Below are 24365 nucleotides of genomic sequence, written 5' to 3'. Positions count from 1 at the left end.
TCCCCGCATCTGAATTCGTCTGCGGCCCCCATTGGGAGCCACGCTGCACCGTGTCTCGGAGACGGGACACAAGCACGGGCCATTGGCACGCCCTCGCGGCCTTCGCCCGGCCATGGATGAATTTGGGATATTCACAACATGACATCTTCCACCATCAGCCGCGCCGTCGTCGCGGCAGTCATTGGATTCGCCTGGACAGGCGCGATGCCGGCCTGGGCCGGTATCGAGGATTACGAATTCCAGCTCCTCCAACCGGAGATCAGGCAGAACGAGAGCGCCGAAATCGCCGTCCGCCTCGTCGACAAACGTTCCGGCAAGCCAGTCCCCGGCGCGGTCATCTTCGCCTCTCGCCTCGACATGGCGCCGGATGGCATGGAAACCATGAAGGCGCCGATCGAGCCCGTCGCTTCCGCCGAGGCCGGCATCTACCTCTTCAAGGCCAGGCTGGGCATGGAAGGCGGCTGGCGCCTGTCGCTCGCCGCCAAGCTGCAAGGCGAGACCGGCACGCTCCAGACCAGGCTCATCTTCAGGGCCGTGCCATGACGCGGTCCCGCACAACCATCCTCTTCCTCGCCGCGATCCTCGCGGCGGGAGCAGGAGGCTATTGGGCCGGGCAGCAGGGCCTCGCTCATCCCATGCTTCGGCAGATCCTGCCCCGGCTCGACGAAGCTTTGCTTCCGGCGAGCGCCAGGCCGGCGCCTTCCGGACCGGTGATCTATTATCGCTCCCCCGATGGCTTGCCGGCCTATTCGGCCATCCCCGTCAAAACCGCTGACGGCCGTGATTTCCTCGCCGTCCACGCCAGTGAGGATGTGGGTTTCGACGAGCCCTCGGCCGAGGCCGCCACGGCACCCGCACCGTCTAGGCAGATCCTCTATTACCGCAACCCCATGGGCCTGCCGGATACCTCGCCGGTGCCGAAGAAGGATTCGATGGGGATGGATTACATCCCCGTCCATGCCGACGAAGGCGAGGATACGGGAACGGTCAAGGTCGCCTTGGGCAAGCTGCAGCAGACCGGCGTCCGCACCGAGATCGCCGCCAGGCGCTCGCTCGTTCGTCCGTTGAGGATCCCTGGCAGCGTGCAGCTCGATGAACGCCGCATCAGCGTGGTGACGACCCGCGCCGATGGCTTCATCAACCAGGTCGCCACCGTGACAACCGGCGAGCGGATCGTGAAGGGCCAGGCGCTCTTCCAGCTCTATTCGCCCGAGATCACCGCCGCCAGCGCGCAATTCCTGACCGACCTTGGCAGCGGCGGACGGGGAGGCCTCACCGGCGGTGGGCGCCAGAGACTGGAGAATCTCGGTGTCCCTGCCGAGGCCATCGCCGAGCTCGAACACAGCCGGAAGGTGCCGCTGTCTATGACGTGGCGCTCTCCCCGCGACGGCATCGTGCTGCAGCGCAGCGCCAGTGAAGGCATGAAGGCGGCAGCCGGCGACATCCTTTTCCGCCTCGCCGACATCTCGACCGTCTGGGTGCTCGCCGACGTGCCCGAATATGAACTCGGTGGCATCCAGCCGGGCGCCTTGGCGACGATCCGCATGCGCAGCCTGCCGGGCCGAAGCTTCGAGGGGCGCGTCTCCCTGCTCTACCCCGAGGTGGCCAGGGAGACCCGCACCATCCGGGTCAGGATCGAATTGGCCAATCCCGACGGCCTGCTGCGGCCGGACATGTATGCCGATGTCGAGATCGCGGCCGGCGATGCCAATGAGGTGGTGGCGGTTCCCGACAGCGCCGTGATCGACACCGGTACCCGCCAGCTCGTCATTCTCGCCAAGGGAGGCGGACGCTTCGAGCCCCGAACCGTCGAGACCGGCGACCGAGGCGGCGGCTTCACCGAGATCCGCAACGGGATCACGGAAGGCGAGCGGGTGGTGGTTACAGCCAATTTCCTCATCGATGCCGAAAGCAACCTCAAGGCCGCGCTGAGCGGCATGACCAGCCCGGAGGTAACGCCATGATCGCCCGGCTCATCGCCTGGTCGGCACGCAACCTCGTGCTGATCTTCGTCGGCACCGTCTTTGCGGTGGCAGCCGGCCTCTATGCCTTGAAGACGCTCCCGCTCGATGCCATTCCCGACCTCTCGGACGTCCAGGTCATCGTCTATACCGACTATGCCGGCCAGGCCCCGCAGGTCGTCGAAGACCAGGTCACCTATCCCCTCACCACCGCGATGCTGACGGTGCCGAAATCCAAGGTGGTGCGCGGCTTTTCCTTCTTCGGCGTCTCTTTCGTCTATGTGATCTTCGAGGACGGCACGGACCCCTACTGGGCTCGCAGCCGTGTGCTCGAATATCTCAACGCCGCCGCCCAGCGCCTGCCGGCCGGCGTCACTCCGAGCCTCGGCCCCGATGCGACCGGAGTCGGCTGGGTTTACCAATATGCCGTCGTCGCCAAGGAGATGTCGCTCGCCGAGCTGCGCTCGCTGCAGGATTGGAAGCTGCGCTACGCCGGCTCCAAGGCGGAGGGCGTGGCCGAGGTCGCCAGCGTCGGCGGCTTCGTCAAGCAATACAGCATCGTGGTGGACCCGCTGCGGCTGCGAGCCCAGGGCATCTCCTTGTCGACGGTGCGCGATGCGGTCAGAGCCAGCAATCGCGACGTGGGTGGGCGCACGCTGGAACTCTCCGAATTCGAGTTCATGGTGCGCGGTCGCGGCTATGTCAGATCGCCGGCCGATCTCGAAAATATCGTGCTCAAGACCGTGCAGGGCGTGCCGTTACGCCTGAAGGACGTCGCTCGTGTCGAGATCGGGCCGGACGAGCGCCGCGGCATCACCGAGCTCAATGGCGAAGGCGAGGTGGCTGGTGGCATCGTCTTGCAACGCTTCGGCGCCAACGCGCTCACGGTCATCGACAATGTCAAGCAGCGCCTGGCCGATATCGCGGCAAGCCTGCCCAAGGGAACCGAAATCGTACCGGTCTATGATCGCTCCCACCTGATCGAGGCGGCGATCGAGACCCTCAAGGGCACGCTGTTCGAGGAGAGCGTGATCGTCGCCCTCGTCTGCATCGTGTTTCTTCTTCATCTGCGCAGCGCGCTCGTCGCCATCCTGATGCTGCCCGTCGGCATTCTCATGGCCTTCGCCGCCATGAAACTGATCGGGCTCGGCTCCAACATCATGAGTCTGGGCGGTATCGCCATCGCCGTCGGCGCGATGATCGACGCCGCCATCGTGATGATCGAGAATGCCCACAAGCATCTCGAACGCGCCGCGCCCGGCCAGTCACGCATTCAGATCCTGATCGATGCCGCCAGCGAGGTCGGTCCGGCCCTGTTCTTCAGCCTGCTCATCATCACCGTATCCTTCCTGCCGATCTTCACGCTTGAATCGCAGGAAGGGCGGCTGTTCGGGCCGCTCGCCTTCACCAAGACCTTCGCGATGGCGGCCGCCGCCCTGTTGTCGGTCACCCTGGTGCCGGCCCTGATGGTGGTGTTCGTGCGCGGCAGGATCATTCCCGAGCACAAGAACCCGATCAACCGGCTGTTGATCTGGCTCTACCGGCCCATCATTCGCGGGGTCCTGAAAGCCAAGACCCTCACCATCATCCTTGCCCTGGCGGCGCTTGCCGTCACGGTCTGGCCGGCGCGCCAGCTCGGTTCGGAATTCATGCCGACGCTGGACGAGGGCACGCTGATGTATATGCCGACAACCCTGCCCGGCATCTCGATCACCAAGGCCGGTGAATTGCTGCAGATGCAGGACCGCATCATCAAGTCGTTTCCCGAGGTCGCCTCGGTCTATGGCAAGGCGGGTCGCGCCATGACGGCAACCGATCCCGCGCCCACCGAAATGTTCGAGACCATCATCAACCTCAAGCCCAGGGAACAATGGCGGCCGGGAGTCACCCTCGACAGCCTCAAGACGGAGATGGACAAGGCACTGCAATTTCCGGGCGTGTCGAATGCCTGGACCATGCCGATCCGTGCCCGCATCGACATGCTCTCGACCGGTATTCGAACACCGGTCGGCGTCAAGGTGTTCGGCACGGACCTCGCCGAGATGGAAAAGGTCGCCCGCCAGATCGAGAAGGTCCTCAAGACGGTACCGGGCACCTCCAGCGCCTATGCCGAGCGGGTCATCGGCGGCTACTATCTCGACATCGTGCCGGACAGGGATGCGCTCGGCCGCTACGGGCTCGCCATCGGCGATGTTCAGGACGTCATCGCCACCGCACTCGGCGGCGAGACTGTGACCACGACGATCGAGGGCCGGGAGCGCTATGGCGTGAACATCCGCTACCCGCGCGATCTGCGTTCCAGCCGCCAGGCCATCGCCGCAGACGTGCAGGTTCCCCTGCCGGGTGGCGGCACGATACCGCTGGGCGAGGTGGCGAAGGTCGAACTGACACGCGGTGCCACCTCCATCCGCACGGAGAACGGCCAGCTCGCAACCTATATCTATGTCGACATCGCAGGCCGGGACCTCGGCGGCTATGTTGCTGAGGCGCAAAAGGCCGTGACCGCGAAGGTCGTGCTGCCGCCGGGCACTTCGATCGGCTGGAGCGGCCAATACGAATATCTCCAGCGGGCAGAAGCCAGGATGAAGATCGTCGTGCCCGTCACGCTGCTGATCATCTTCCTGCTGCTCTATCTCAACTTCCGCAGCCTGACGGAAACGCTGATCGTCATGCTGTCGCTGCCTTTCGCCCTGGTCGGCGGCATCTGGCTGATGTGGTGGCTCGGCTTCAACCTGTCCGTTGCCGTCGCCGTCGGTTTCATCGCGCTGGCCGGCGTCGCGGCGGAAACCGGCGTCGTCATGCTGATCTACCTGCAGCAGGCCTTGACCGAGGTGAAGGCGGCGCGATCCAGCGGGGATCAGCCCTTTACCAGGGTCGACCTTCGCGAGGCGGTCATGCTGGGCGCCGTGGAACGGGTCCGCCCCAAGATGATGACGGTCATCGCCATCATGGCCGGGCTCATCCCCATCCTGTGGAGCACAGGGGCCGGATCGGAGGTGATGCAGCGCATCGCGGTTCCCATGATCGGCGGCATGGTGTCCTCGACCCTGCTGACCCTGGTGGTCATTCCCGCCATCTACGGCATCATCAAGGGATGGCACCTACCCGCCGGTCTGCACCAGGAGGCGAACACACCGAAGGCGGCCCAGACAACCGAGGTCCGGGCGGCCTGACGCCTCCGCCAGCCTCATTCAAATGCGCTCAGCGCAGATCCATGCTCGCCTCGAGCTTGTCGAGGCCCCGCAAGAGCGCCTCGGCCTCCGGGCCGAGGGCTGCCAGCAAGGCCGCCTCGAAGGCCAGGGCCCGCGGCACGATCTCGGCATAGACACGCCGTCCCAGCGGCGTGAGGCCGAGGATTTCCTCGCGGCGGTCCTGCGCGCTCTCGCGGCGCTTCAGCCAGCGGCGCTCCTCCAGCGCCCGTACGGCTCGGCTGACCTTGGTCTTGTGCATGGAGGAATGGGCGCCGATCGCCTTGGCGCCCATTTCGTCGAATTCGCCCAAGGTGGCGAGTACCCGCCATTCGGGTACGGTCAGGTCGTGTTCCGGACCATAGACGGTGCGGAAATCGCGCGACACCACGGCACCGATGCGGTTGAGCCGATAGGGAAGGAAGTTCTCGAGCGTGAGCTTGGCCATGTTTTGATAGTTACATTATCGACAGTTACAATTGCAACTTCATAAACGAACGGCCGCCAGTTCCAGGCAGGTCGCATAACCAACGATCCACGATCGGGAGGAAGATGATGACTTCGATGGCGTCCCGCCTGAAGGTGATGCTTGCCGCCACATTGGGCTCGACCCTGGAATGGTATGATTTCTTCATCTTCGCCGCGAGCACCGTGCTCGTCTTCAACAAGGTGTTCTTTCCCGCCGACGATCCCTTCGTCGGCACCATGCTCGGCCTCGGCACCTTCGCCGCCGGCTTCCTGGCCCGCCCCTTCGGCGGCATCGTCTTCGGCGTGATCGGCGACCGGCTCGGCCGCAAGAACACGCTGATCGTCAGCCTGCTGATGATGGGGGTGGCCACCGTCGCCATCGGCCTCCTGCCGACCTACGACACCATCGGCATCGCAGCCCCGCTCCTGCTTCTGCTCATCCGTATCTTCCAGGGCGTCGCCGTCGGCGGCGAGGCAACCGGCGCCCTAACCATCGTGGCCGAATCCATGCCGGCCCGAAATCGTGGCTTCTGGACCAGCTTTCCAATGGCGAGCGGCCCGGCCGCCAACGTCCTCGCCCTTGGTATCCTCGGTCTCGTGCAGCTCTGGCTTGGCGAGGAAGCTTTCCTGGCCTGGGGTTGGCGCATCCCCTTCCTGCTGTCGATCGTGCTGATTGCTCTCGGTTTCTGGGCCCGTCGGCAGGTGGATGAATCGCCGGCCTTCCTCGAGATCAAGGCGGAAACCGAAATCGCCCATGCGCCGCTGGCCGAAGCCTTCGCCACGCAGAGGATTTCGATGGCCAAGGTCTTCTTCGTCAAGGCGGCCGAGAACACCCTGCTTTATCTGTTCTCGACCTTCGTCCTGTTGCTCGCGACAACCAGGCTCGGACTCAACCGTGCCCAGGCCATCGATGTCGTGCTCGTCGCCTCGCTGGCCTCGCTCCCGGTCATCCTCGGCTCGGGCTGGCTCGGCGACCGCATAGGGCGCCGACCCGTGATGATCGCAGGCTTCATCGGGGCCACGATCGCCGCCTTCGCCCTGTTCACCCTGGCGCAGGGTGGCTCGCCGTCAGCTCTTTATCTGCGCGCGGTCTTTGCCTTGTGCGCCCATGGTTTCCTGCTCGGTGGTCTTGCGCCCTATGTCACCGAGATGTTCCCGACGCGCGTGCGCTACACGGCTCTTTCCGCGTCCTACCAGGCCGCTTCCGTGCTCGGCGGCTCGGTCGCCCCGCTGATCGGTGCTCTCCTGATCGAGCGCACGGGCACACCGATGTCGGTCGCCATCTACGCTGCGCTGATGGTGGTGCCGGCCTTGCTCGTGCTCATATTGACGCCGGAGACCCGTGGTAGAGCCGTGGATGGGGACGTCTCCGGCGATCCAATCGCCGGTATCGTCGGGCGAGGCGATCCGCGACAGCGGCCACAGCTTTGATGGTTACAAACGCAACGATTATATCAGCATTCGTCGAATTCAGGAGGCGATCATGAATCTCCAGTCTCCCAAACCGGGTTCCGATCGAGGCGGCGAGGTCGTCAGTGCCATCCAGGCCGGCTACATGTCGGGCTTCGGCAATGGTTTCGAGACCGAGGCCCTGCCCGGCGCCCTGCCCCTGGGCCGCAATTCCCCGCAGCGCTGCGCCTATGGCCTTTATGCCGAACAATTGAGCGGCTCGCCTTTCACGGCGCCGCGCACCACCAATGAGCGCTCCTGGCTCTACCGCATCCGCCCGACGGTGAGCCATTGGGGAGAGTTCGCCAAGGCCGATATCGGGCTCTGGCGCACGGCGCCTGCCCCCGAGGTCGAGGTCCCGATCGCGCCGCTGCGCTGGGATCCGCTCCCGATTCCAGCCGAGCCGGTTTCCTTCCTCGAAGGCGTGCGCACCCTGACCACGGCCGGCGACGCCGCCACCCATGCCGGCATGGGCGCGCATGTCTACCTGATCACCCGCTCGATGGTGGACGAATATTTCTACAATGCCGATGGCGAATTGCTCTTCGTGCCGCAGCAAGGATCTCTGCGCCTGTGGACCGAATTCGGCATCATCGACATCGAGCCGGGCGAGATCGCCGTCATCCCTCGTGGCGTCAAGATCCGCGTCGAGCTCAAGGACGGCCCGGCCCGCGGCTATCTGTGCGAGAATTACGGCGGCGCCCTCACACTGCCCGAGCGCGGTCCGATCGGCGCCAATTGCCTGGCCAATCCGCGCGACTTCCTCACCCCGGTCGCCGCCTATGAGGATCGGGAAGTGCCCTCGCGCCTCCATGTCAAATGGGGCGGCACCCTCTGGTCCGCCGCGATCAACCAGTCGCCTCTCGACGTGGTGGCCTGGCATGGCAATTATGCACCCTACAAATATGATCTCAGGCGCTATTCGCCGGTCGGGCCGGTGCTCTACGACCACGCCGATCCGTCGATCTTCACCGTGTTGACCTCGCCATCGGAAACGCCCGGCACCGCCAATATCGATTTCGTGATCTTCCCGGATCGCTGGCTGGTGGCCGAAAACACCTTCCGCCCGCCCTGGTACCACATGAACGTGATGAGCGAATTCATGGGCCTGATCTACGGCCAGTACGACGCCAAGACCGGCGGCGGCTTCGTGCCCGGTGGGGCCTCGCTGCATAATATGATGCTGCCGCACGGGCCCGATCTCGACGCCTTCGAGAAGGCCAGCCATGTCGAGCTCAAGCCCCACCGGCTGGAAAACACTTTGGCCTTCATGTTCGAGAGCCGCTTCCCGCAGCGTGTGTCCGCCTATGCGGCCGGCTCCGAGGCGCTGCAGAAGGACTATGGCGGCTACGGCCACAAGATGACCAAGCATTTCGATCCGAGCAGGCCGTGATGATGGAACTCGACCAGACGCATGATCCCAAGCTGACCAGCTGGGTCGCTTCGGCGAACGGCCATGCCGATTTCCCGATCCAGAACCTGCCGCTCGGCATCTTCAGCCCGGGAGGCGCGACACCGCGCGCCGGCATCGCCATCGGCAACGCCATCCTCGACCTGCGTGCCGTCCTCGACGGTGGCCTGCTCAGCGGCGCCGCCGAGCGAGCTGCGGAAGCAGCGCGGGGGAACGATCTCAACAGCCTGCTGGCGCTGGGCCCCGGCCCGCGGCGCGCCCTGCGGCAGGCGCTCTCCAATATCCTGGCCGAGGCGAGCTCCCTGCGTCCGAGAGTGGAGCCCTTACTCTACAGGGCATCCGACTGCCTGCTCCATTTGCCGGCCCGGATCGGCGACTACACCGATTTCTATGTCGGCATCCACCACGCCACTGCCGTCGGCAAGCTGTTCCGGCCGGATAATCCGCTGCTGCCCAACTACAAATATGTGCCGATCGGCTATCATGGCCGTGCTTCCTCGGTCCTTCCCTCGGGTATCCCGGTCACACGGCCACTCGGCCAGTCGAAACGGCCGGAGGTCGAGAGCCCAGTCTTCGGCCCCAGTGCGCGGCTGGACTACGAGCTCGAGCTCGGCGTCTGGGTGGGCCCCGGCAACGACCTCGGCACCCCGATCGGGATATCAGCCGCAGGCGACCAGATCGCCGGCCTCTGCCTTCTCAACGACTGGTCGGCCCGCGACATCCAGGCCTGGGAGTATCAGCCACTCGGCCCCTTCCTCGCCAAGAGCTTCGCGACGACCATATCCCCCTGGATCGTCACGGCCGAGGCGCTCGCTCCCTTCCGCATCGCGCAGCCGCCGCGCCCGGAAAGCGATCCGACGCCGCTGCCCTATCTCACCGATGCAGGCGATCAGGCCGAGGGCGCCTTCGACATCGGGCTCGAAGTGCTGCTGACGACGGCCGAAATGCGTACCCGCGGATTGGCGGCCCATTCGCTCGCCCGCTCCAATGCCCGGCACATGTATTGGACCGTCGCGCAGATGCTGGCCCATCATGCCTCCAATGGCTGCAACCTGCGCCCAGGCGATCTCATCGGCACGGGCACCCTTTCCGGACCGGACCAGGATGGCTGTGGCAGCCTGCTCGAGGCGAGCCAGGGTGGCAGGAATCCCATCCGCCTCGAAACGGGCGAGGAGCGCCGTTTCCTCGAGGATGGCGACGAGGTCATCCTCAAGGGCCGTTGCCGGCGCGAGGGCTTCGCCTCGATCGGCTTCGGGGAATGCCGTGCAATGATCCTGCCGGCACCATAAGGTTGGCTCGATATATCGCCATTGCAGGGAGGCGGCACGACCATGAAACTCTACACCTATTGGCGCTCCACCTCCTCCTACCGGGTCCGGATCGCGCTCGCCCTCAAGAATCTCGAGGTCGAGCAGGCGACCATCCATCTCGTGCGCAATGGCGGCGAACAGCATGGCGAGGCCTATCGGGCACTCAATCCGCAGGAACGCGTGCCGACCCTCGTGCTCGACGACGGCACGGCCCTGACCCAATCCCCCGCCATCATCGAATATCTCGAGGAAACATATCCCGCGCCGCCGTTGCTGCCCTCAGACCTCACGCAACGCGCCAAGGTTAGGGCCGTTGCTGCTATCATCGGCTGCGACATCCAGCCTCTGCACAATCTCAGCCCGCTGACCTATCTGCGCCGGACGCTCGGCCAGGCCGAGCCGAAGGTCAGCGCCTGGATCGCAACCTGGGCAGGCTCGGGACTGAAGGCGGTCGAGGCGCTGATCGGCGACGGCCCCTATTGCTTCGGCGACGCACCGGGCCTGGCCGACGTCTACCTCATCCCGCAGCTCTATGCCGCCCGCCGCTTCGGCGTGCCGCTCGATGCCTATCCCCGCATCCGCCGCGTCGAGGCCGAGGCCGAAGGGCATCCGGCCTTCGTCAAGGCACATCCGGCAAACCAGCCGGACAGCGAGTGAGCGGGGCGGCGAGCTGGCAATGCCTTAGATCTTCACCCCCTCGGTGATCAGCCCGCGCGTGATACTGCCGGTGGCGGGCAGCAATGGAATGAGACAGGCCTGCAAGGCGTGATAGATGTCGACCTTGCCGTAGAATGGGCCGGTATTGGGCTGGAGATCATCACCGAGTTGGGGGAACCAGCCGCCATGCACCTTGTCGATGAAGCGGGCGGCGCTGAAGTTCCAGATGGTGCGATACCATTCCTCGTAGAAGCGGTCGCCATCGCTGGCGTTGAGGAAAGCCGCTGCGCCGATGCCCTCGCAGCAGGGCCACCAATAGCGGTCGCGAATGCGCGCCGCACCGGTCCAGTCGAGCGTATAGTAGAAGCCGCCCTTATCGTGGTCCCAGCCATCCTTGACGGCTTGGCGGAACAGGTTGGCGGCAGCGTCAGGCAGCCAGGTGAGCTTGCGCCCACCCAGTTCCCAGAGCTGCAGCAGCAACCGCGCCCATTCCAGCCAGTGACCCGGCGTGGTGCCATAGGGTCGGAAGACCGGGCTGCCGGAATAGTCCTTGTTGAGCTGCCAATCCTGGCTGAAATGCTCGGGCAGATGCCAGCCATTCTCGGCAGCGTGGCGCCGCACGATCAGGTCGGCGATGCGCTCGGCCTTGTTGAGATAGGTGTTGTCGCCGGTCGCCTCGAAGGCCGCCATCAGGGCTTCGGTCAGATGCATGTTGGAATTCTGGCCGCGATAGGTGTCGAAGGGCTGCCAATCCCGCGTGAACTCCTCGGCCGTGGCGCCGGGGCCCTCCTCCCAGAAACGCTCCTCCAGCACGGTGGAAATGTCGGCCAGCAGGCGGTCGGCATCGGGATGGCCGGCAACCTTGGCGCTGGAAGCCGCCAGCAGCACGAAGGCGTGACCATAGGCCTGCTTGGTATCGTCGGTCGGCCCCTCATAGCCGACGCCCCAGAAATAGCCGCCCTTGTCCTTGTCGCGATGGCCGTTCCAGATGAAGTCCATGCCGTGATCGATCATCACGTCGGCGCCGGGACGCCCCATCAGATGGGCGATGGCAAAGCAATGCACCATGCGCGTGGTCGCGTGAATCTGCCGTGTCGGCCGGCTGCCGGGCGGCTGTCCCGGCACGAACGGCTTGCAGGCCATGTCGAGATCGTAGAAGCCGCCGAGGGGATTGAGGCTGTTCTGCTCGAACACGGAAAACAGCGCTTCGGCCTGCTGCAGCAGCCAGGCCCGATGGCTCGACAACGTCACCCATTTCGGCGTGGTGGGAGCGGAAGCGGCTGATGTCATCGGAAGTCTCCTCGATACGGTACGAATTGGGGCCCTGACCCAGCCTTTGCTTAGAGCAGCTCGTTTGCTCGCGCCACTGATTGGTATGAAGAAACCCGCTTTCGTCACCAGGGTTGACGCGCAGACCGCCTCCCTTATGCTCTGGTTCGTCATGATGATGCACACGCTCAATATCGCCACCATCTTCTTCCTCGCCAACTGACGGCTGACGGAAGACCAGGAGCCTGTCCGGCCTTCGTGCCGGGTTCTTTTCATGGACGGCACTGGCTTGCGCCCCCAAGAGCAAAGCGCGTTTGGACGAAAAACCCATTCGCCCCCACTCTTTGGTTCGACGCGTCTTTGCGATCCCTGGCGATTCCGCCAAATCGCAAAACGCTTTAGCGGGCGAAGCCATGCGACGATTGTGAGCCATCATGCCCCGACATCCCGACTATCGCGCGCTCGACGCCGCGCAGATCGAACGCTTCATCGAAGACGGCTTCGTGCGCGTGGACGACGCCTTCCCCCGCGAATTGGCCGAGCAGGCGCGGGCCATCATGTGGCGCGACCTCCCTTGCGACCCGAACGATCCCGCTACCTGGACAAAACCGGTGATCCGGCTTGCCGGCTATGGCGGAGGTCCGTTCGAGAAGGCCGTCAATACACCGGTCTTGCTGAACGCCTTCGACCAACTCGTCGGCCAGGGACGCTGGCATCCACGCGACGGCCTCGGTTCGTTCCCGATACGCTTTCCCCATCCCGACGATCCCGGCGATGTGGGCTGGCATGTCGACCTCTCCTTTCCGGGCGAGGGTTGCGATCCCGATGAGCGCAGCGACTTTTCGGCCTGGCGCGTGAACGTCACCTCGCGGGGACGTGCTTTGCTGATGCTGTTCCTGTTCTCCGATGTCGGGCCGGAGGATGCGCCGACCCGCATCCGCGTCGGCTCGCACCTGGACATGGCCCGTTACCTCGCTCCGGCGGGCGAGGCCGGCCGTTCGCACATGGATCTGGAGCAGATGGGGGCCCAGCGGCCTCAGAGCCTGGCCACCGGCAAAGCTGGCACTGTCTATCTTTGCCATCCCTTCCTGGTGCATGCTGCCCAGAAGCATCGGGGCTCGACGCCGCGCTTTCTAGCGCAACCTCCGCTGATGCCGAAGGAGCCTTTCCGGCTGCAACGTGACGATGGAGACTACTCGCCGGTCGAGATTGCCATCCGGCGCGCCCTCACGGAGACCGAGCGAACCTGACGACAACCGCTTTCCCCGGCCTACCGAGGAAAGCGGCCACACAGCCGCCCCTTCAGGAGGACATCATGGTCCAAGCCTTGCGTCGCGCGACCGCCGCCGATCTTCCGGCCATCGAACGCATCGTCGAGGCTGCCTATACGCCCTATGTCACGCGCATAGGGCGCAAGCCCGGGCCGATGCTCGACGACTACACAGCGCTGGTGCGCGCAGGACATCTGTTTGTGATCGCCCTCGACAGCGACATCCAGGGCATCCTCGTCCTGATCCCGCAGGACGATGCGATGCTCCTGGACAATATTGCCGTGGCGCCCGCGGCCCAGGGGCAGGGATTGGGCCGCCGCCTGCTTCAGATCGCCGAAAGGCGCGCTCGTGAAGCGGCCTATCGTCGGATCAGGCTCTACACCAATGAGGCGATGACGGAGAATATCGCGCTCTACACCCGCTGCGGCTATGCCGAAACCCATCGCGCCGAAGAAAGGGGCTTGCGCAGGGTCTATATGGAGAAAGATCTGGCCTGATGCAGGTGCCTCCTGGTCAGCCTGCTTCGCCACTTTCCAGCCTGGCCTCGAGGGCATTGATTTCCGATGGTGTGAAAACTTCGATGCCTCCTGTCCGAAGGAGCGCAGCCGTTACACCGGCACCGGCATGTTTCCGCCCTGCAAATGCTCCATCATAGATGAAGGCACTTCCGCAGGAGGGGCTGCCATCGATCAAGAGGGCGAAGCGGCAGCCCTGGGACTGTGCCAAAACCAGAGCGCTCCTCGCTCCGTCGAGATAGAGCGCAGTCACGTCGGCGCCTGTAACATCGACCACACGAGCAGTGCCTGCCAGGACGTCGCTACCCGACAGTCCCTCGGCGATCTCGGCCGGCGGCCGGGGTACGCTGAAGCCTCCGGCGAGCTCGGGGCAGACCACGACAAGGCGTCCTTCATCGCGCCAGCGCGTGAGAGCCGGGTGATCGAGCGTTTTCGCCATCCCGTCATAACGCACCGGCCGCCCGACGAGGCAGGCGCTCACCAGGATCTTGGCCGTCATCGCTGCCCCGCATCGCTCTTGCGCATCAACGCTGTGATAGGGCCAAGCACGCGCCGCGACAACCGCCAGCCCCGATTTGGGCCTCGCCGGCTGCCAATGCCTCCAGCCTGCGGCCGAACAGTCGTCTTGGTATCACCCTGGTATCAGTCCAGTCACATTCTGGTTCTATTCTTGGAGAGTTCGCGACGGGATTCGGGGATGCAGACCGGCCCCGAATAGCACGAATTGTCTTAGGATTCTCATATATCCGCGCGTTCATGTCAGACAATTTTTGATCACCCAAGCAGTTAATCGATTTATCCGATGACAGCATCCGGCATGGCTATTTTTTGTATTGATGAGCATAGCCAGCTTTGTTAGGGGATGGTGCAAGCTTGCAATGAAGTTATGGAGTTGCAGACGCTTTATTTGCCAAGAGATGCTTAACTTTAGTATCCAAGCGCAGATCTCGATTGCGAAAACTTAACGTCATGCAAGTAAATGCATGCCGGAGGAGGAAGACAGGCGCTCCCTTCTCCGGCCTTTCTTTGCGTGGCGCCCCAGGACTTGGCGCCCCAGGACTCGGCGCCCCAGGACTCGGCGCCCCATCGGCCGCGCAACCACCTCAATGCCCGCCCTGCCCCTATCCGCGAGGCGTTTTGATACCGCCTCTCAGGCGGCGCGCTGTCGACGCTTGAAGGGCAGACCGTCGACCCCCGCAAAGCGGGCCTGGGATCCCAGGGCCTCTTCAATGCGCAAGGCTTCGTTCCATTTGGCCATGCGTTCGGAACGGGCGAAGGATCCCACCTTGAGCTGTTCCGCATGCCAGCCGATGGCGAGATGCACGATGGCGACATCCTCGGTCTCGCCGGAGCGGGCCGATACGATCGTGCCGAAACCGGCACGCCTCCCCGCCTCGCAGGCAGCCTTGGCCTCGCTGACCGTGCCGGCCTGGTTGACCTTCACCAGCACCGCATTGACGGTCTCGTTCCTCGCCGCCTGTTCGACCAAACCGGCATTGGTGACCAGGAAATCATCGCCGATGACCTGGATGCGATGGCCCACCGCCGCGGTGAAGCGGGCGAGGCCTTCGACATCGTCCTCGGCGAAGGGATCTTCGATCGAAAGGATGGGATAGCGCTCACACCAGCCCAGGAGATAATCCGCCATGCCGTCCCGATCGAGTTCGCGTCCCTCCAGGCCGAGCCGATAGCGCCCGCCGCGGCCGAATTCGGAGGCGGCAATATCGAGCGAGATCGCAACGTCGTCACCCGGTGTGAAGCCGGCCCGCTCAATGGCCAGCACCAGCGTATCGAGCGCCTCTTCGTTGGAACCGAATGCGGGCCACCAGCCGCCTTCATCCGCAACGCCCTGCAGCAGGCCGCGCTCGGCCATGATCCTTCCGGCCGCCAGATAGACCTCGGCCGTGATCTCGAGCGCCTCGGCAAAGCTTGCCGCCTTCGGCGCCATCACCATGAAATCCTGGATGTCGGTGCGGCGGCCGGCATGGGCGCCTCCACCGAAGACCTGGATTTCCGGCAAGGGAAGGCTGACTGGCCCCTCCCCGGCCAGATATCGCCATAGCGGTTGGCGACGGCTGGCTGCGGCCGCGTGCAACACCGCAAGCGAAACCGCGACGGTGGCATTGCCGCCGAGTCTTTGCTTGGTCGGCGTGCCGTCCAGTGCAATCAGTGCCGCATCCAGCCCCACCTGGTCGAACGGATCGCGACCGATCAGAAGCGGTGCGATCTCCTCGCGCATCCCGGCGAGGGCTCCCTGGACGTCGAGGCCGCCCAGCTTCCCGCCGCCATCCCTGCGCTCGAGCGCCTCGCGGCTGCCCCGGGAAGCGCCGGCTGGGGCAATGCCTCGCGCGATTGTGCCATCGCTGAGTTCGATTTCGGCTTCGACGGTCGGGCGGCCGCGGGAATCCCAGATGCGGCGCGCATCAAGTCTACGAATGGATATATCGGTCATTGGCGGGTCCAGGCATTGGCGATGGCGATCAGGTCCTGCTGCGGGTCGGCGATCAGCGGTCTGGCAAAGCGTCGCACGGCTTCCTGTTCGTCCTCATGCGTCAGATATTCGACAGGCGACTTGCCATCCACCCGCGCCAGGAACAGCACCGGCAACAGGGCGGCCGTCCTGGCTTCGAGATCGGCGCGATCTTCCCAGTCGATCCTGGCGAAATAGGCGTTGACCAGGGCTTCGAAGGCATCCCGATAGGCCTTGCGCGGGACACCTCGCCGTGCGCCCTTTAACAGGAGATGATTGAGGCAGAAGGCGAGATCGAAAGCCGGATCGCCAAAGCAGGCACATTCGGCATCGAGAAAGATTGGCCCCTTCTCGCCGCACAGGATGTTCTTGGGGCTGACATCACCATGAATCAGCGCCTTCTTGGTGGCCAGCGTGCGGGCGGCGATAGCCTCGATCCGTCCTACCAGGTCGGGATGGGCGCGGGCCGTGGCGATGAGATAAGGCTCGATGCGGATCGCCTCGAACGTCGCATCATTGGCAAAGCGCTCCGCCAGTCCGGCCTCTCGCGCACTGGCCGCGTGCAGGAGGCCAAGGTCGGCACCGACGCGCGCCGCAAAAGCCGCATCGACGATCCGATCCAGCAACAGGGCCTTCCACACCGGATTGCGCTCCGGCGGCAGGAAGCTCATCGCAAACAGGCCTCGTTCCTCATCTTCGCCGAGAATGACCGGGACGCCGTCGGGCAGCCAATGCGCAACCTGGCGCATCCAGGCCGCCTCCGCGGCATTGCGGCCCGTCGGGACTTCCCAGACCGCCGCCACCTTCAGACGGGCCAGAGCCCGCTTGACGCAAAGACGCCGGTCCGATGTCTCGACCAGGTGGATATCCGACGACACGCCGCCCGTCAGGGGTGTCAAGCGCGCCCCTTCTCCGGGGCCAAGCAGCCCCATATGGCGCAACGCGACGAGGATTGCCGTTACGCCATCATCTTGTTCGGGATCGAGTTGGGTCATGTCGCTTCTCAACCGTTTCGCTGGCGCAAGCCGTCGAGCACGGCGCGGATAAGCAGCCGCCATTCCCCCGCCAGCCCACCGGCCGCGATCGAAAGCGCTGCTCTTTCATAGACGGCCGAGAGCAAGAGCGCCCCGGCGTCGATTGGCACGACCCGCAGCGCATCGGCCGCGATGGCGGCTGCAAGGCCTTCACGCAATGTGCGTCCGCCATGATCGGCATCGATGGCATCCACGACCTCGCGTCCCAGCACGGCCGGTGCCTCGATCAGCAACAGCCTGGTCCGGCCCGGCAGCGACATCGCGGCCAGAAAAGCCTCACCGCCTGCGGCCAGCGCCTCGATAGGGCCAAGCTCTCCGGGAGCCGCCCTTTCGATCTCGGAGGCCAAAGCGGCATTCTCGGCTTCGACGACGGCTCGGAACAGGGCCTGCTTGTCGGCAAAATGATGATAGAGCGCGCCGCGCGTCACGCCGGCTTCCGCCACCAGTTCGGGTGTTCCGGTCTCGGCATAGCCTTTTTCCACAAACAGCCTGCGCGCCGCCGCGATCAGGGCGGCCCTCGTTCTCAGCGTGCGATCCTGATTGGAACGTCGGCCTTCCTCTTGCATACATGCAGCCTGTATGTTACTTGAAAACATTCAGTGTGTATGTTTATAGAGGGAATGCCAAAATGTCCATGAAGGTCGCCAGCTACTACCCTGTCATCATGACCAGGCAGGTCGCCGCCACCGCGGCCTTCTATGTCGAGCATCTCGGTTTCCGGAAGCTGTTCGAGGCCGACTGGTATGTGCATCTGCAGTCCATGGCGGACGCGAATGTCAATCTCGCTGTCCTCGACGGCGATCACGATACCATTCCGGCCCCGGCACGCGGTGGGCAAGTCGGCGGCCTCCTGCTCAATTTCGAGGTCGACGACGTGGATGCCGAATATGCAAGGCTGAAGCGCGCCGGGCTGCCGATCCTGCTGGATTTGCGCGACGAGGCTTTCGGGCAGCGCCATTTCATCACGGCCGACCCGAACGGCGTGCTGATCGATGTCATCAAGCCCATCCCGCCGTCACCGGAATTCGCCGACGGCTATGCCGCCGCCCCGCCTCAGTGAGACCGGCAGGCAAGCCATCCGGGCCGCAACCCGTTCAGGAAGGGAACAATCCGGCCCGGCAATGGTCATATGGATTCAACAAGCTTGCTGGATAAGCAGCTTTCACGGCGCCCAATACGCGTCATCACAGGTGACCACAGGAGCTTTTGATGTCCGATCTCATCGTCGTCGGCTTTGATTCCATCGATGAAGCCGACAAGGTTCTGCTCAAGCTGGACGCACTCAAGAAGGAATATCTGGTCGACCTCGAGGATGCGGTGGTGGTCACCCGCAATGGAGAAGGCAAGGTTCATCTCAAGCAGAGCATCAACCTGACCGGCATCGGCGCAAGCTCCGGGCTGCTCTCCGGTGCACTCTGGGGCGGCCTGGTTGGGCTGCTCTTCCTCAATCCGCTCGCCGGTTTCGCCATCGGTGGCGCGGTCGGTGCGGGCGTGGGGGCCCTCTCCGGTTCCCTGGCCGACTATGGCATCGACGACGACTTCATCAAGTCGCTCGGCCAGACCATTCCCAACAATTCGTCGGCCCTGTTCGTGCTGGTCCGCAAGGTCCAGCCCGAAAAGGTCCTGGCCGAGTTCCACGGCCTCAAGGGGCGAGTGATCAAGACCTCGCTGTCACCGGAACAGGAGCAGAAGTTGCAGGAAGCCCTGTCGGCAACGCCCGCTCCGACCAACGGCTAGAGCAAAGTGCGATTTCTCCGAAACGCACTTTCTCTCTATCTCTTTGTTTTGACGCGTTTTCTAAATCGAAAAGTCTATCAACTTTTCTGGAAAACGCTCTAAGCCCCGCCTTCTCCCCTGCAACGGCCAACCCGACAGGTGGCCGTTGCACACCCTGGGCTCCGTTTCGTAACCGGCACCGGCCGCCTCAACGCCCTGCGGCTTCAAGCGAGGCGAAATCGCTTCGCGTTATCTGGAAGCGTCTCCAGATCGCGCCTTGATCATGGTGCATGCCGGCATCGGTGAGGCCCAGCTTCTGAGCAACGCGCAACGAAGCAGCGTTGCGGGGAGCGATCTCGGCCACGATCCTGTCCGCCTTAAGCGTAACAAAAGCGTGCCGAACCACCGGTATCGCCGCTTCGGTCGCATAGCCCCTGCCCCAGGCCTCCCGTACCAGCCGCCAGCCGATTTCGATCTCGGGGCCGGTACCGTCAGCGGGAATGAGCAGGATCCACCCCAGGAAGCGACCGGAGTGAAGCTTGTCGACGACGGTGCCATAGCCCAGCCCCGGTCCGTAATCGGCCTGCATGCGCTGCCTGACGAAGGCCTCGTGCTGTTCCGGATCATGCCAAGGCCCCGGGATATGCTTGGTAACCTCGATATCCCGATCCATGGCAAGGCAGGCTTCGAAATCGGCCATGGTGCGCGGCCGCACCAGCAGGCGCTGCGTTTCTAAATTCGGCAGCACGACATTTCTCCCCTACGCCGATGCGATTGGCAGGCCCTTCGTCCACTCCCCCGCCACGCGACAAACGGCAAATCTCATCCATGCAAATTTGCATCACGCCGCGCAAGGATTGCTGCCCCGCGGATACGAGCAACAATCCTCGCGAACGGAAAACTTTGCACTGGTTTGAAAGATTTTGATCGTATATGAGTGTCATTGAAATGAATGCGACTCGCCGCAGCGAGGAAGCGGCGGCATTCATCGCCAGTCCAAGGAGCATGTGCGATGGCCTACCCCCAAACCCGACTCGACCAGAAACTGCGCAATATCCGAGCGGGCAACTACAAGCGTTCCGACTTCATCATCGCCGATGCCAAGGACGGCGACATGGGCTCGGGCCTCGCGGCAACCGGCTTTGCCCGCAGCGCCGATGGCGGCCAGGGCCGCGTGCGCACGCGCGCCGAATTCATCGACCAGATCCAGACCATCGTCGAGCAGGACATCGTCGATATCATGCTGGTGTCGGCCTCCAATCTCGAACTGCTGCATGAGCGCGGCGTCTTCCGCAATTCGGCGGTCAAGCCCGCCATCCGCGCCAACGACACCACCGATTGCTGGGGCGGCGTGCGCCACCAGGCCTACACCAAGCATCCCTCCCGTCATTTCCGGACCGCCAACATCTCGCGCGCCATGTACGGGACCAACGAGCCCGCCATCGGCGCGCCGGTGAGAGGGACCGACCTCGGCCTCTATTCGGTGACCTTCCTCAACGACATCGATCATGACTATGAGGCGCTCGACGCCTTCGCCGCCTTCCGCGAAGAGGCCGCCGACAACGATTTCAAGTATTTCTTCGAAGTCTTCAATCCCAATGTGGATTGCGGCCTCGACCGGGCCCAGATCGGCGAGTACATCAATGACAGCATCCTGCGCTGCCTCGCCGGCGTGACCAAGGCGGATCGCCCCGAATTCCTCAAGATCGTTTATAACGGGCCGAAGGCGCTCGAAGAACTGTCGAGCTTCGATCCCGATCTGGTGGTCGGCGTGCTCGGCGGCGGCGCCGGTACCACCCGCGACACCTTCGAACTGCTCCACCAGGCCGAGAAGTATGGCGGCCGTGTCGCCCTGTTCGGCCGCAAGATCAACCTGGCCGAAGATCCGCTTGCGCTGCTGGTGCTCATGCGCCAGGTCGCCGACGGCACCATCGCACCGGACGAAGCCGTCAAGGCCTATCATGGCGAACTCTCCAAGAGCGGCCTCAAGGCCAAGCGCAGCCTTGAGGACGATCTGGCGATCACCGAGGACGTGCTCAAGCCGGCAGCCCTGAAGAAGGTCGCCTGACGATCCTCAGCGTTCGGCCTGCCAAGTCGATCTGGCAGGCCGGCCTGGCAAGGCGGATCCCATTGATCCGCCTTTTGTCCATCTGGGAAGCAACGCGCTTCGATGGCAGAATCTGCAAGATTGTGCCTAAGTCCGGCCTGTATCGTCGGTCAGCGCCGAGGTGGTCTATCCGCCCCAAGGCCGTATCGATGATCCACACGCCCAAAGGAGCCCGCTTTATATGGAAGCCCCCACAAAACGCGTCGAGATCATCCCCGCCAAGAGGCGGGCGCTCATTCTGGAGCATCTGCGCATCAACGGGGCGGCCTCCATCCAGGAACTGGCCGACTCGATCGGCGGCTCGCAATCGACCATCCGTCGCGACCTCGAACATCTGATGGAAGGCGGCTATCTCGAGCGCACCCATGGTGGCGCCCTGCTGGTGCCGCCCTTGCAGGCAACGTTCGAACGTGAATCCCAGATCAACGCGCATATGCAGCGCGCCCAGAAGATTGCCATCGGCGCCGAAGCGGCCTTGCGCATCAACAATCGTGAAAGCGTGATCTTCGAGGCGAGTTCCACCGTGATGGAAGTGGTACGGGCCGCGGCCCTGCGCGATCTTTCCCTCACCGTTGTCACCAACAGCCTGGAGATTGCCCAGGTCAGTTCCGACGTGCCGAGCTGGCGGGTGATCATGCCGGGCGGCACCATCCGGCCCGGCGGCTGGCGCTCGCTCTGGGGCGAGCCGGGCGAGAGCTTCTTCAACACCGTGCATGCCGATGTCTGCGTCACCGGCGCCTATGCCGTCAGCGGCAATGTCCTCACCGATGCCGCGCTCGAGGTCGCTTCGCTCAAGCGCAAGATGATCCAGTCATCCCGTCGCACCATCGTGGTGGTCGATAGCTCGAAATTCTCGGCACCGTCCTTCTCGACCTTCTGCGAGCTCTCCGCCATCGACGAACTGATCACCGATGACGGCATCAAGCCCGAATATCTGGACGCGCTGAACAACTATGGCACCAAGGTCACGGTCGTGCCGATGAAGGGTGCGGCACAGCGATAGGCCGCCTTCATCCGCGCTCTTGGTGCCCCGTAAGCCCGGCCGGCTTCCTGGCGGCGCCTATGCCGCGCTGCGTGCAGCGGCGAGTGCCTCGCCGGTCTCGTCCAGCGCCGCCTTCAGCCTGGCAAGCAGCCAGCTCGCAGCGGGGCCGAGGGCGGTGTCCGTGCGCCGGATGCTCTGCAGGGGATAGAGATTGCGGTCCCAGCCCGTCATGGCCAGGCGCACCAGCCGGCCCGCGGCGATATCGTCATTCACCATGTCCTCCGGCATGCTGCCCCAGCCTATGCCGGAGCGGAGCAGCATGAACTTGGCGCCGAGATCGGCAATGCGCCAGGTCTTCGAGCTGACCACGCCGAATTCCTGACCTTCGGTGAATTTGGAGCGATCGGTCAGGACGAGTTGGACATGTTCCTGGGCCCTGACATCGGCCTCCTCGCTGCCGAGCCCGGCCAGAGGATGGGAGGGAGAGGCCACCGGAATCAAGCGGATCGAGCCGATGCCGCGGCGCTCGATGCCGATGATGTCCCGCGAGAGCGGACCGCCGACACCGAGATCGGCAATACCGTCGAGCACATGCTGGGTGACCGCCCCGAGCGCCTCGACATGCAGGCGCAATGACACCGTGGGAAACTCCGCCTGGAAGGCGTTGAGCACCCGCACCAGGGCGCAGGGCGGCAGCATGACATCGACCGTCAGCGTGACCTCGGCCTCCAGGCCCGAGGTCAACCCCTTGGCCTTGGCGATCAGGCTGCCGATGCCGCGCGCCACGACGCGTGCCTCGGCCAGCATGGCCTTACCCCCTTCGGTGAGCTGGGGCTTGCGGGTGGACTGGCGATCGAAGAGCTCCAGGCCAAGCTGGGCTTCCAGATTGGCGATGGTGTAGCTGACGACGGAGGTGGCACGCCCGAGTTGGCGGGCCGCGCCGGCAAAGCTGCCGGCCTCGACGATGGCAAGGAAGACCTGGAGCTGGTCAAGCGTGGGACGCGGATCAGACATATCAATTTTCTCGAACCTAATTGTCTATATTATCCATATTTTCTTGAACATCAATCTCTGAGATAACAGCGCCAAGTTCAGATGAGGTGCTCGCCATGTTCATCGCCACCCTGTTCGATCGCATCCTCGGCCGAAAAGCCAACCCAGCCTTGGCGGCTCTGCTGCTCAAGGAGCAGGCCCAACCGCTGCCGAGAATCCATATCGTGGCTCTCGCCCCCTCGGGTGCCACGGATGCGTTGGCCAAGGCTCTGGAAACCGCACACTTCACCGACATCAAGGCCTGAGCGGACAAAGCCGCTCATCGCCCTCAAACAAAAAGAGAAACTGTCATGTCCTCAGACGTTCGCTATACCCCCTCGCTCGGCCGCATCCTGATTGCGGCGATCTTTCTTCTCAGCGGCTTCGGCAAGTTGACGGCGCCCGCCGCCACTGCCGGCTATATTGCGGCCGCTGGCCTGCCGCTGCCTTACCTCGGCGTCATCATCGCCATCCTGGTCGAACTCGTCGGCGGCATCCTGCTGATCCTCGGTTACCAGACCCGCCTCGTCGCCCTCGCCATGGCGGTGTTCTCCGTCGCCGCCGCCGCATTCTTCCACAGCAATCTGGGCGACCAGAACCAGTTCATCCACTTCTTCAAGAACATCGCCATGGCAGGCGGCCTGCTCCAGGTGGTGGCCTTCGGTGCCGGCAGCCTCAGCGTCGACGCCGCTCTCAACCGGAAAAACGTTGCGACCGCCTGAGGAGGAAGGCCGGGCCAGCCCGGCCTTGCGTCGCCAACTGCCAGACGGATCGAAAAGATCCGTCTGGCCTTTTGGCAAAACCGACCGAAGCGCTACGACATCTCAACCTTTTCGCATCTAACCATCGAAATTATCCAGATTTCCATCCCGTCACATTCGAGGCATGGAGGACTGCGATAAAAGTGCCGCAAGCGACGGCCCTCCTCGACGTCACACAGATAGAGAAGACCCCTCATGTCCAAGACCTTTATCGATCATATCAAGACCCGCCGCACGCAATATGCCCTGGGCAAGAAGCTGCCCAAGAGCGAGGAAGAGATCAGCAGATTGATCCAGGACGTGATCAAGCATGTGCCTTCCTCCTTCAATTCGCAGAGTTCGCGCGCCGTGATCCTGTTCGGCAAGCAGAGCGACAAGTTCTGGCACCTGACCAAGGAAATCCTGCGCAAGATCGTGCCCGCCGACAGCTTCGCCTCGACCGAGGCCAAGATGGATTCCTTCGCCGCCGGCGCCGGTACCGTGCTGTTCTTCGAAGACCAGGACGTGGTGAAGAGCCTGCAGGATAAATTCCCGCTCTATGCCGACAACTTCCCGATCTGGTCCGAGCAGTCCGGCGGCATGGCCCAGTTTGCCGTGTGGACGGCCCTGGCCGAGCATGGCGTCGGCGCCAGCCTGCAGCATTATGCGCCGCTGGTCGACGAGGCCGTGCAGAAGGAATGGCATGTGCCCAAGTCCTGGAAGCTGCGCGCCCAGATGCCCTTCGGCTCCAATGAGCAGCCCTTCCCCGAGAAGAGCTTCATGAA

Annotated in this window: 24 protein-coding genes; 16 read left to right on the top strand and 8 right to left on the bottom strand. The window is 63.9% G+C overall.

What is annotated here, in order from left to right:
• The first annotated feature begins 138 nt into the window (after positions 1 to 138).
• The 3 genes from BA190_RS28225 to BA190_RS28215 are packed head-to-tail and all read left to right on the top strand — an operon-like array spanning position 139 to position 5134.
• Positions 139 to 543: a FixH family protein gene (locus BA190_RS28225; protein WP_068295880.1), complete on the top strand. Its 405-nt coding sequence runs from the start codon at positions 139 to 141 to the stop codon at positions 541 to 543.
• Positions 540 to 1964, top strand: coding sequence for an efflux RND transporter periplasmic adaptor subunit (locus tag BA190_RS28220; protein ID WP_068295878.1), 1425 nt, complete (start codon positions 540 to 542; stop codon positions 1962 to 1964). Before BA190_RS28225 ends, BA190_RS28220 begins: the two co-directional genes overlap by 4 nt.
• Positions 1961 to 5134 (top strand): efflux RND transporter permease subunit, encoded by a 3174-nt coding sequence (locus BA190_RS28215; protein ID WP_068295876.1) that lies wholly within the window; start codon positions 1961 to 1963, stop codon positions 5132 to 5134. The genes BA190_RS28220 and BA190_RS28215 overlap by 4 nt, the downstream gene beginning before the upstream one ends.
• A gap of 28 nt (positions 5135 to 5162) precedes the next feature.
• On the opposite strand, the gene BA190_RS28210 is transcribed toward BA190_RS28215, so the two are convergent.
• Positions 5163 to 5597, bottom strand: coding sequence for a MarR family winged helix-turn-helix transcriptional regulator (locus BA190_RS28210; protein ID WP_068295875.1), 435 nt, complete (start codon positions 5595 to 5597; stop codon positions 5163 to 5165).
• Positions 5598 to 5701: 104 nt separating this feature from the next.
• Between BA190_RS28210 and BA190_RS28205 the strand changes: the two genes are divergently transcribed.
• Genes BA190_RS28205 through maiA form a run of 4 tightly spaced genes read left to right on the top strand, consistent with a single transcriptional unit; the run spans position 5702 to position 10444 of the window.
• Complete coding sequence (locus tag BA190_RS28205) at positions 5702 to 7048, top strand: MFS transporter (protein ID WP_082980086.1); 1347 nt, start codon at positions 5702 to 5704, stop codon at positions 7046 to 7048.
• A 52-nt stretch (positions 7049 to 7100) separates the two neighbouring features.
• Entirely contained in the window at positions 7101 to 8459 is a 1359-nt protein-coding gene (gene hmgA, locus BA190_RS28200) for a homogentisate 1,2-dioxygenase (protein WP_068295871.1), read from the top strand.
• A complete protein-coding gene (fahA, locus tag BA190_RS28195) occupies positions 8459 to 9766 on the top strand; it encodes a fumarylacetoacetase (protein ID WP_068295870.1) in 1308 nt (435 codons plus the stop codon). The genes hmgA and fahA overlap by 1 nt, the downstream gene beginning before the upstream one ends.
• Before the next feature lie 42 nt (positions 9767 to 9808).
• Positions 9809 to 10444 (top strand): maleylacetoacetate isomerase, encoded by a 636-nt coding sequence (gene maiA, locus BA190_RS28190; protein ID WP_068295868.1) that lies wholly within the window; start codon positions 9809 to 9811, stop codon positions 10442 to 10444.
• A gap of 24 nt (positions 10445 to 10468) precedes the next feature.
• Here maiA and BA190_RS28185 read toward each other — a convergent pair whose 3' ends face one another.
• A complete protein-coding gene (locus BA190_RS28185; protein ID WP_068295866.1) occupies positions 10469 to 11734 on the bottom strand; it encodes an AGE family epimerase/isomerase in 1266 nt (421 codons plus the stop codon).
• A gap of 413 nt (positions 11735 to 12147) precedes the next feature.
• Between BA190_RS28185 and BA190_RS28180 the strand changes: the two genes are divergently transcribed.
• Together BA190_RS28180 and BA190_RS28175 are read left to right on the top strand one after the other, a co-directional pair.
• Positions 12148 to 12963: a phytanoyl-CoA dioxygenase family protein gene (locus BA190_RS28180; RefSeq protein ID WP_068295864.1), complete on the top strand. Its 816-nt coding sequence runs from the start codon at positions 12148 to 12150 to the stop codon at positions 12961 to 12963.
• 65 nt (positions 12964 to 13028) lie between these two features.
• Positions 13029 to 13481: a GNAT family N-acetyltransferase gene (locus BA190_RS28175; protein ID WP_068295862.1), complete on the top strand. Its 453-nt coding sequence runs from the start codon at positions 13029 to 13031 to the stop codon at positions 13479 to 13481.
• Between the two features lie 16 nt (positions 13482 to 13497).
• On the opposite strand, the gene BA190_RS28170 is transcribed toward BA190_RS28175, so the two are convergent.
• The 4 genes from BA190_RS28170 to BA190_RS28155 form a co-directional block, all read right to left on the bottom strand.
• A complete protein-coding gene (locus BA190_RS28170; RefSeq protein WP_068295860.1) occupies positions 13498 to 13998 on the bottom strand; it encodes a DUF523 domain-containing protein in 501 nt (166 codons plus the stop codon).
• 651 nt (positions 13999 to 14649) lie between these two features.
• A complete protein-coding gene (eno, locus tag BA190_RS28165) occupies positions 14650 to 15951 on the bottom strand; it encodes a phosphopyruvate hydratase (RefSeq protein ID WP_068295855.1) in 1302 nt (433 codons plus the stop codon).
• Positions 15948 to 16964 carry a phosphotransferase family protein gene (locus BA190_RS28160; protein ID WP_068295853.1) on the bottom strand — a complete coding sequence of 339 codons (1017 nt, stop codon included), beginning with the start codon at positions 16962 to 16964 and terminating at the stop codon, positions 15948 to 15950. Before BA190_RS28160 ends, eno begins: the two co-directional genes overlap by 4 nt.
• An 8-nt stretch (positions 16965 to 16972) precedes the next feature.
• Entirely contained in the window at positions 16973 to 17569 is a 597-nt protein-coding gene (locus BA190_RS28155; RefSeq protein WP_068295852.1) for a TetR/AcrR family transcriptional regulator, read from the bottom strand.
• A 68-nt stretch (positions 17570 to 17637) separates the two neighbouring features.
• On the opposite strand from BA190_RS28155, the gene BA190_RS28150 reads away from it, so the two are divergent.
• Positions 17638 to 18063: a VOC family protein gene (locus BA190_RS28150; protein ID WP_068296319.1), complete on the top strand. Its 426-nt coding sequence runs from the start codon at positions 17638 to 17640 to the stop codon at positions 18061 to 18063.
• Between the two features lie 149 nt (positions 18064 to 18212).
• Positions 18213 to 18740, top strand: coding sequence for a DUF1269 domain-containing protein (locus BA190_RS28145; protein ID WP_068295848.1), 528 nt, complete (start codon positions 18213 to 18215; stop codon positions 18738 to 18740).
• A 187-nt stretch (positions 18741 to 18927) separates the two neighbouring features.
• On the opposite strand, the gene BA190_RS28140 is transcribed toward BA190_RS28145, so the two are convergent.
• The gene (locus BA190_RS28140; RefSeq protein WP_068295847.1) at positions 18928 to 19467 is read right to left on the bottom strand and encodes a GNAT family N-acetyltransferase; all 540 of its coding nucleotides are present in this window, start codon (positions 19465 to 19467) and stop codon (positions 18928 to 18930) included.
• Between the two features lie 264 nt (positions 19468 to 19731).
• Between BA190_RS28140 and BA190_RS28135 the strand changes: the two genes are divergently transcribed.
• Positions 19732 to 20787, top strand: coding sequence for a hypothetical protein (locus BA190_RS28135; RefSeq protein WP_068295846.1), 1056 nt, complete (start codon positions 19732 to 19734; stop codon positions 20785 to 20787).
• A 220-nt stretch (positions 20788 to 21007) separates the two neighbouring features.
• Entirely contained in the window at positions 21008 to 21829 is an 822-nt protein-coding gene (locus BA190_RS28130; RefSeq protein WP_068295842.1) for a DeoR/GlpR family DNA-binding transcription regulator, read from the top strand.
• Positions 21830 to 21886: 57 nt separating this feature from the next.
• Here BA190_RS28130 and BA190_RS28125 read toward each other — a convergent pair whose 3' ends face one another.
• Positions 21887 to 22822, bottom strand: a complete 936-nt coding sequence (locus tag BA190_RS28125; protein ID WP_068295840.1) for a LysR family transcriptional regulator — start codon at positions 22820 to 22822, stop codon at positions 21887 to 21889.
• 95 nt (positions 22823 to 22917) lie between these two features.
• Between BA190_RS28125 and BA190_RS28120 the strand changes: the two genes are divergently transcribed.
• The 3 genes from BA190_RS28120 to BA190_RS28110 all read left to right on the top strand — a co-directional run.
• A complete protein-coding gene (locus BA190_RS28120; RefSeq protein WP_068295838.1) occupies positions 22918 to 23106 on the top strand; it encodes a hypothetical protein in 189 nt (62 codons plus the stop codon).
• A 45-nt stretch (positions 23107 to 23151) separates the two neighbouring features.
• The gene (locus tag BA190_RS28115; RefSeq protein WP_068295836.1) at positions 23152 to 23562 is read left to right on the top strand and encodes a DoxX family protein; all 411 of its coding nucleotides are present in this window, start codon (positions 23152 to 23154) and stop codon (positions 23560 to 23562) included.
• A gap of 234 nt (positions 23563 to 23796) precedes the next feature.
• The coding region (locus BA190_RS28110; RefSeq protein WP_068295834.1) for a nitroreductase family protein at positions 23797 to 24365 on the top strand (569 nt) is incomplete at its 3' end.

The sequence above is a fragment of the Labrys sp. WJW genome (assembly GCF_001676615.1).
GTDB lineage: Bacteria > Pseudomonadota > Alphaproteobacteria > Rhizobiales > Labraceae > Labrys > Labrys sedimenti.
Note: the sequence above shows the minus strand (reverse complement) of the source record. Positions and strands in the feature narration are given on the sequence as shown.

Bases quoted from the DNA above. Each gene is read 5' to 3' on its own strand.
- BA190_RS28145 (WP_068295848.1), top strand. From the start codon at position 18,213: ATGTCCGATCTCATCGTCGTCGGCTTTGATTCCATCGATGAAGCCGAC.
- BA190_RS28160 (WP_068295853.1), bottom strand. From the start codon at position 16,964: ATGACCCAACTCGATCCCGAACAAGATGATGGCGTAACGGCAATCCTC.
- BA190_RS28130 (WP_068295842.1), top strand. From the start codon at position 21,008: ATGGAAGCCCCCACAAAACGCGTCGAGATCATCCCCGCCAAGAGGCGG.
- eno (WP_068295855.1), bottom strand. From the start codon at position 15,951: ATGACCGATATATCCATTCGTAGACTTGATGCGCGCCGCATCTGGGAT.
- BA190_RS28115 (WP_068295836.1), top strand. From the start codon at position 23,152: ATGTCCTCAGACGTTCGCTATACCCCCTCGCTCGGCCGCATCCTGATT.
- BA190_RS28135 (WP_068295846.1), top strand. From the start codon at position 19,732: ATGGCCTACCCCCAAACCCGACTCGACCAGAAACTGCGCAATATCCGA.
- BA190_RS28180 (WP_068295864.1), top strand. From the start codon at position 12,148: ATGCCCCGACATCCCGACTATCGCGCGCTCGACGCCGCGCAGATCGAA.
- maiA (WP_068295868.1), top strand. From the start codon at position 9,809: ATGAAACTCTACACCTATTGGCGCTCCACCTCCTCCTACCGGGTCCGG.
- BA190_RS28175 (WP_068295862.1), top strand. From the start codon at position 13,029: ATGGTCCAAGCCTTGCGTCGCGCGACCGCCGCCGATCTTCCGGCCATC.
- BA190_RS28185 (WP_068295866.1), bottom strand. From the start codon at position 11,734: ATGACATCAGCCGCTTCCGCTCCCACCACGCCGAAATGGGTGACGTTG.
- BA190_RS28155 (WP_068295852.1), bottom strand. From the start codon at position 17,569: ATGCAAGAGGAAGGCCGACGTTCCAATCAGGATCGCACGCTGAGAACG.
- BA190_RS28220 (WP_068295878.1), top strand. From the start codon at position 540: ATGACGCGGTCCCGCACAACCATCCTCTTCCTCGCCGCGATCCTCGCG.
- BA190_RS28170 (WP_068295860.1), bottom strand. From the start codon at position 13,998: ATGACGGCCAAGATCCTGGTGAGCGCCTGCCTCGTCGGGCGGCCGGTG.
- BA190_RS28125 (WP_068295840.1), bottom strand. From the start codon at position 22,822: ATGTCTGATCCGCGTCCCACGCTTGACCAGCTCCAGGTCTTCCTTGCC.
- fahA (WP_068295870.1), top strand. From the start codon at position 8,459: ATGATGGAACTCGACCAGACGCATGATCCCAAGCTGACCAGCTGGGTC.
- BA190_RS28215 (WP_068295876.1), top strand. From the start codon at position 1,961: ATGATCGCCCGGCTCATCGCCTGGTCGGCACGCAACCTCGTGCTGATC.
- BA190_RS28225 (WP_068295880.1), top strand. From the start codon at position 139: ATGACATCTTCCACCATCAGCCGCGCCGTCGTCGCGGCAGTCATTGGA.
- BA190_RS28150 (WP_068296319.1), top strand. From the start codon at position 17,638: ATGAAGGTCGCCAGCTACTACCCTGTCATCATGACCAGGCAGGTCGCC.
- BA190_RS28210 (WP_068295875.1), bottom strand. From the start codon at position 5,597: ATGGCCAAGCTCACGCTCGAGAACTTCCTTCCCTATCGGCTCAACCGC.
- hmgA (WP_068295871.1), top strand. From the start codon at position 7,101: ATGAATCTCCAGTCTCCCAAACCGGGTTCCGATCGAGGCGGCGAGGTC.
- BA190_RS28120 (WP_068295838.1), top strand. From the start codon at position 22,918: ATGTTCATCGCCACCCTGTTCGATCGCATCCTCGGCCGAAAAGCCAAC.
- BA190_RS28205 (WP_082980086.1), top strand. From the start codon at position 5,702: ATGATGACTTCGATGGCGTCCCGCCTGAAGGTGATGCTTGCCGCCACA.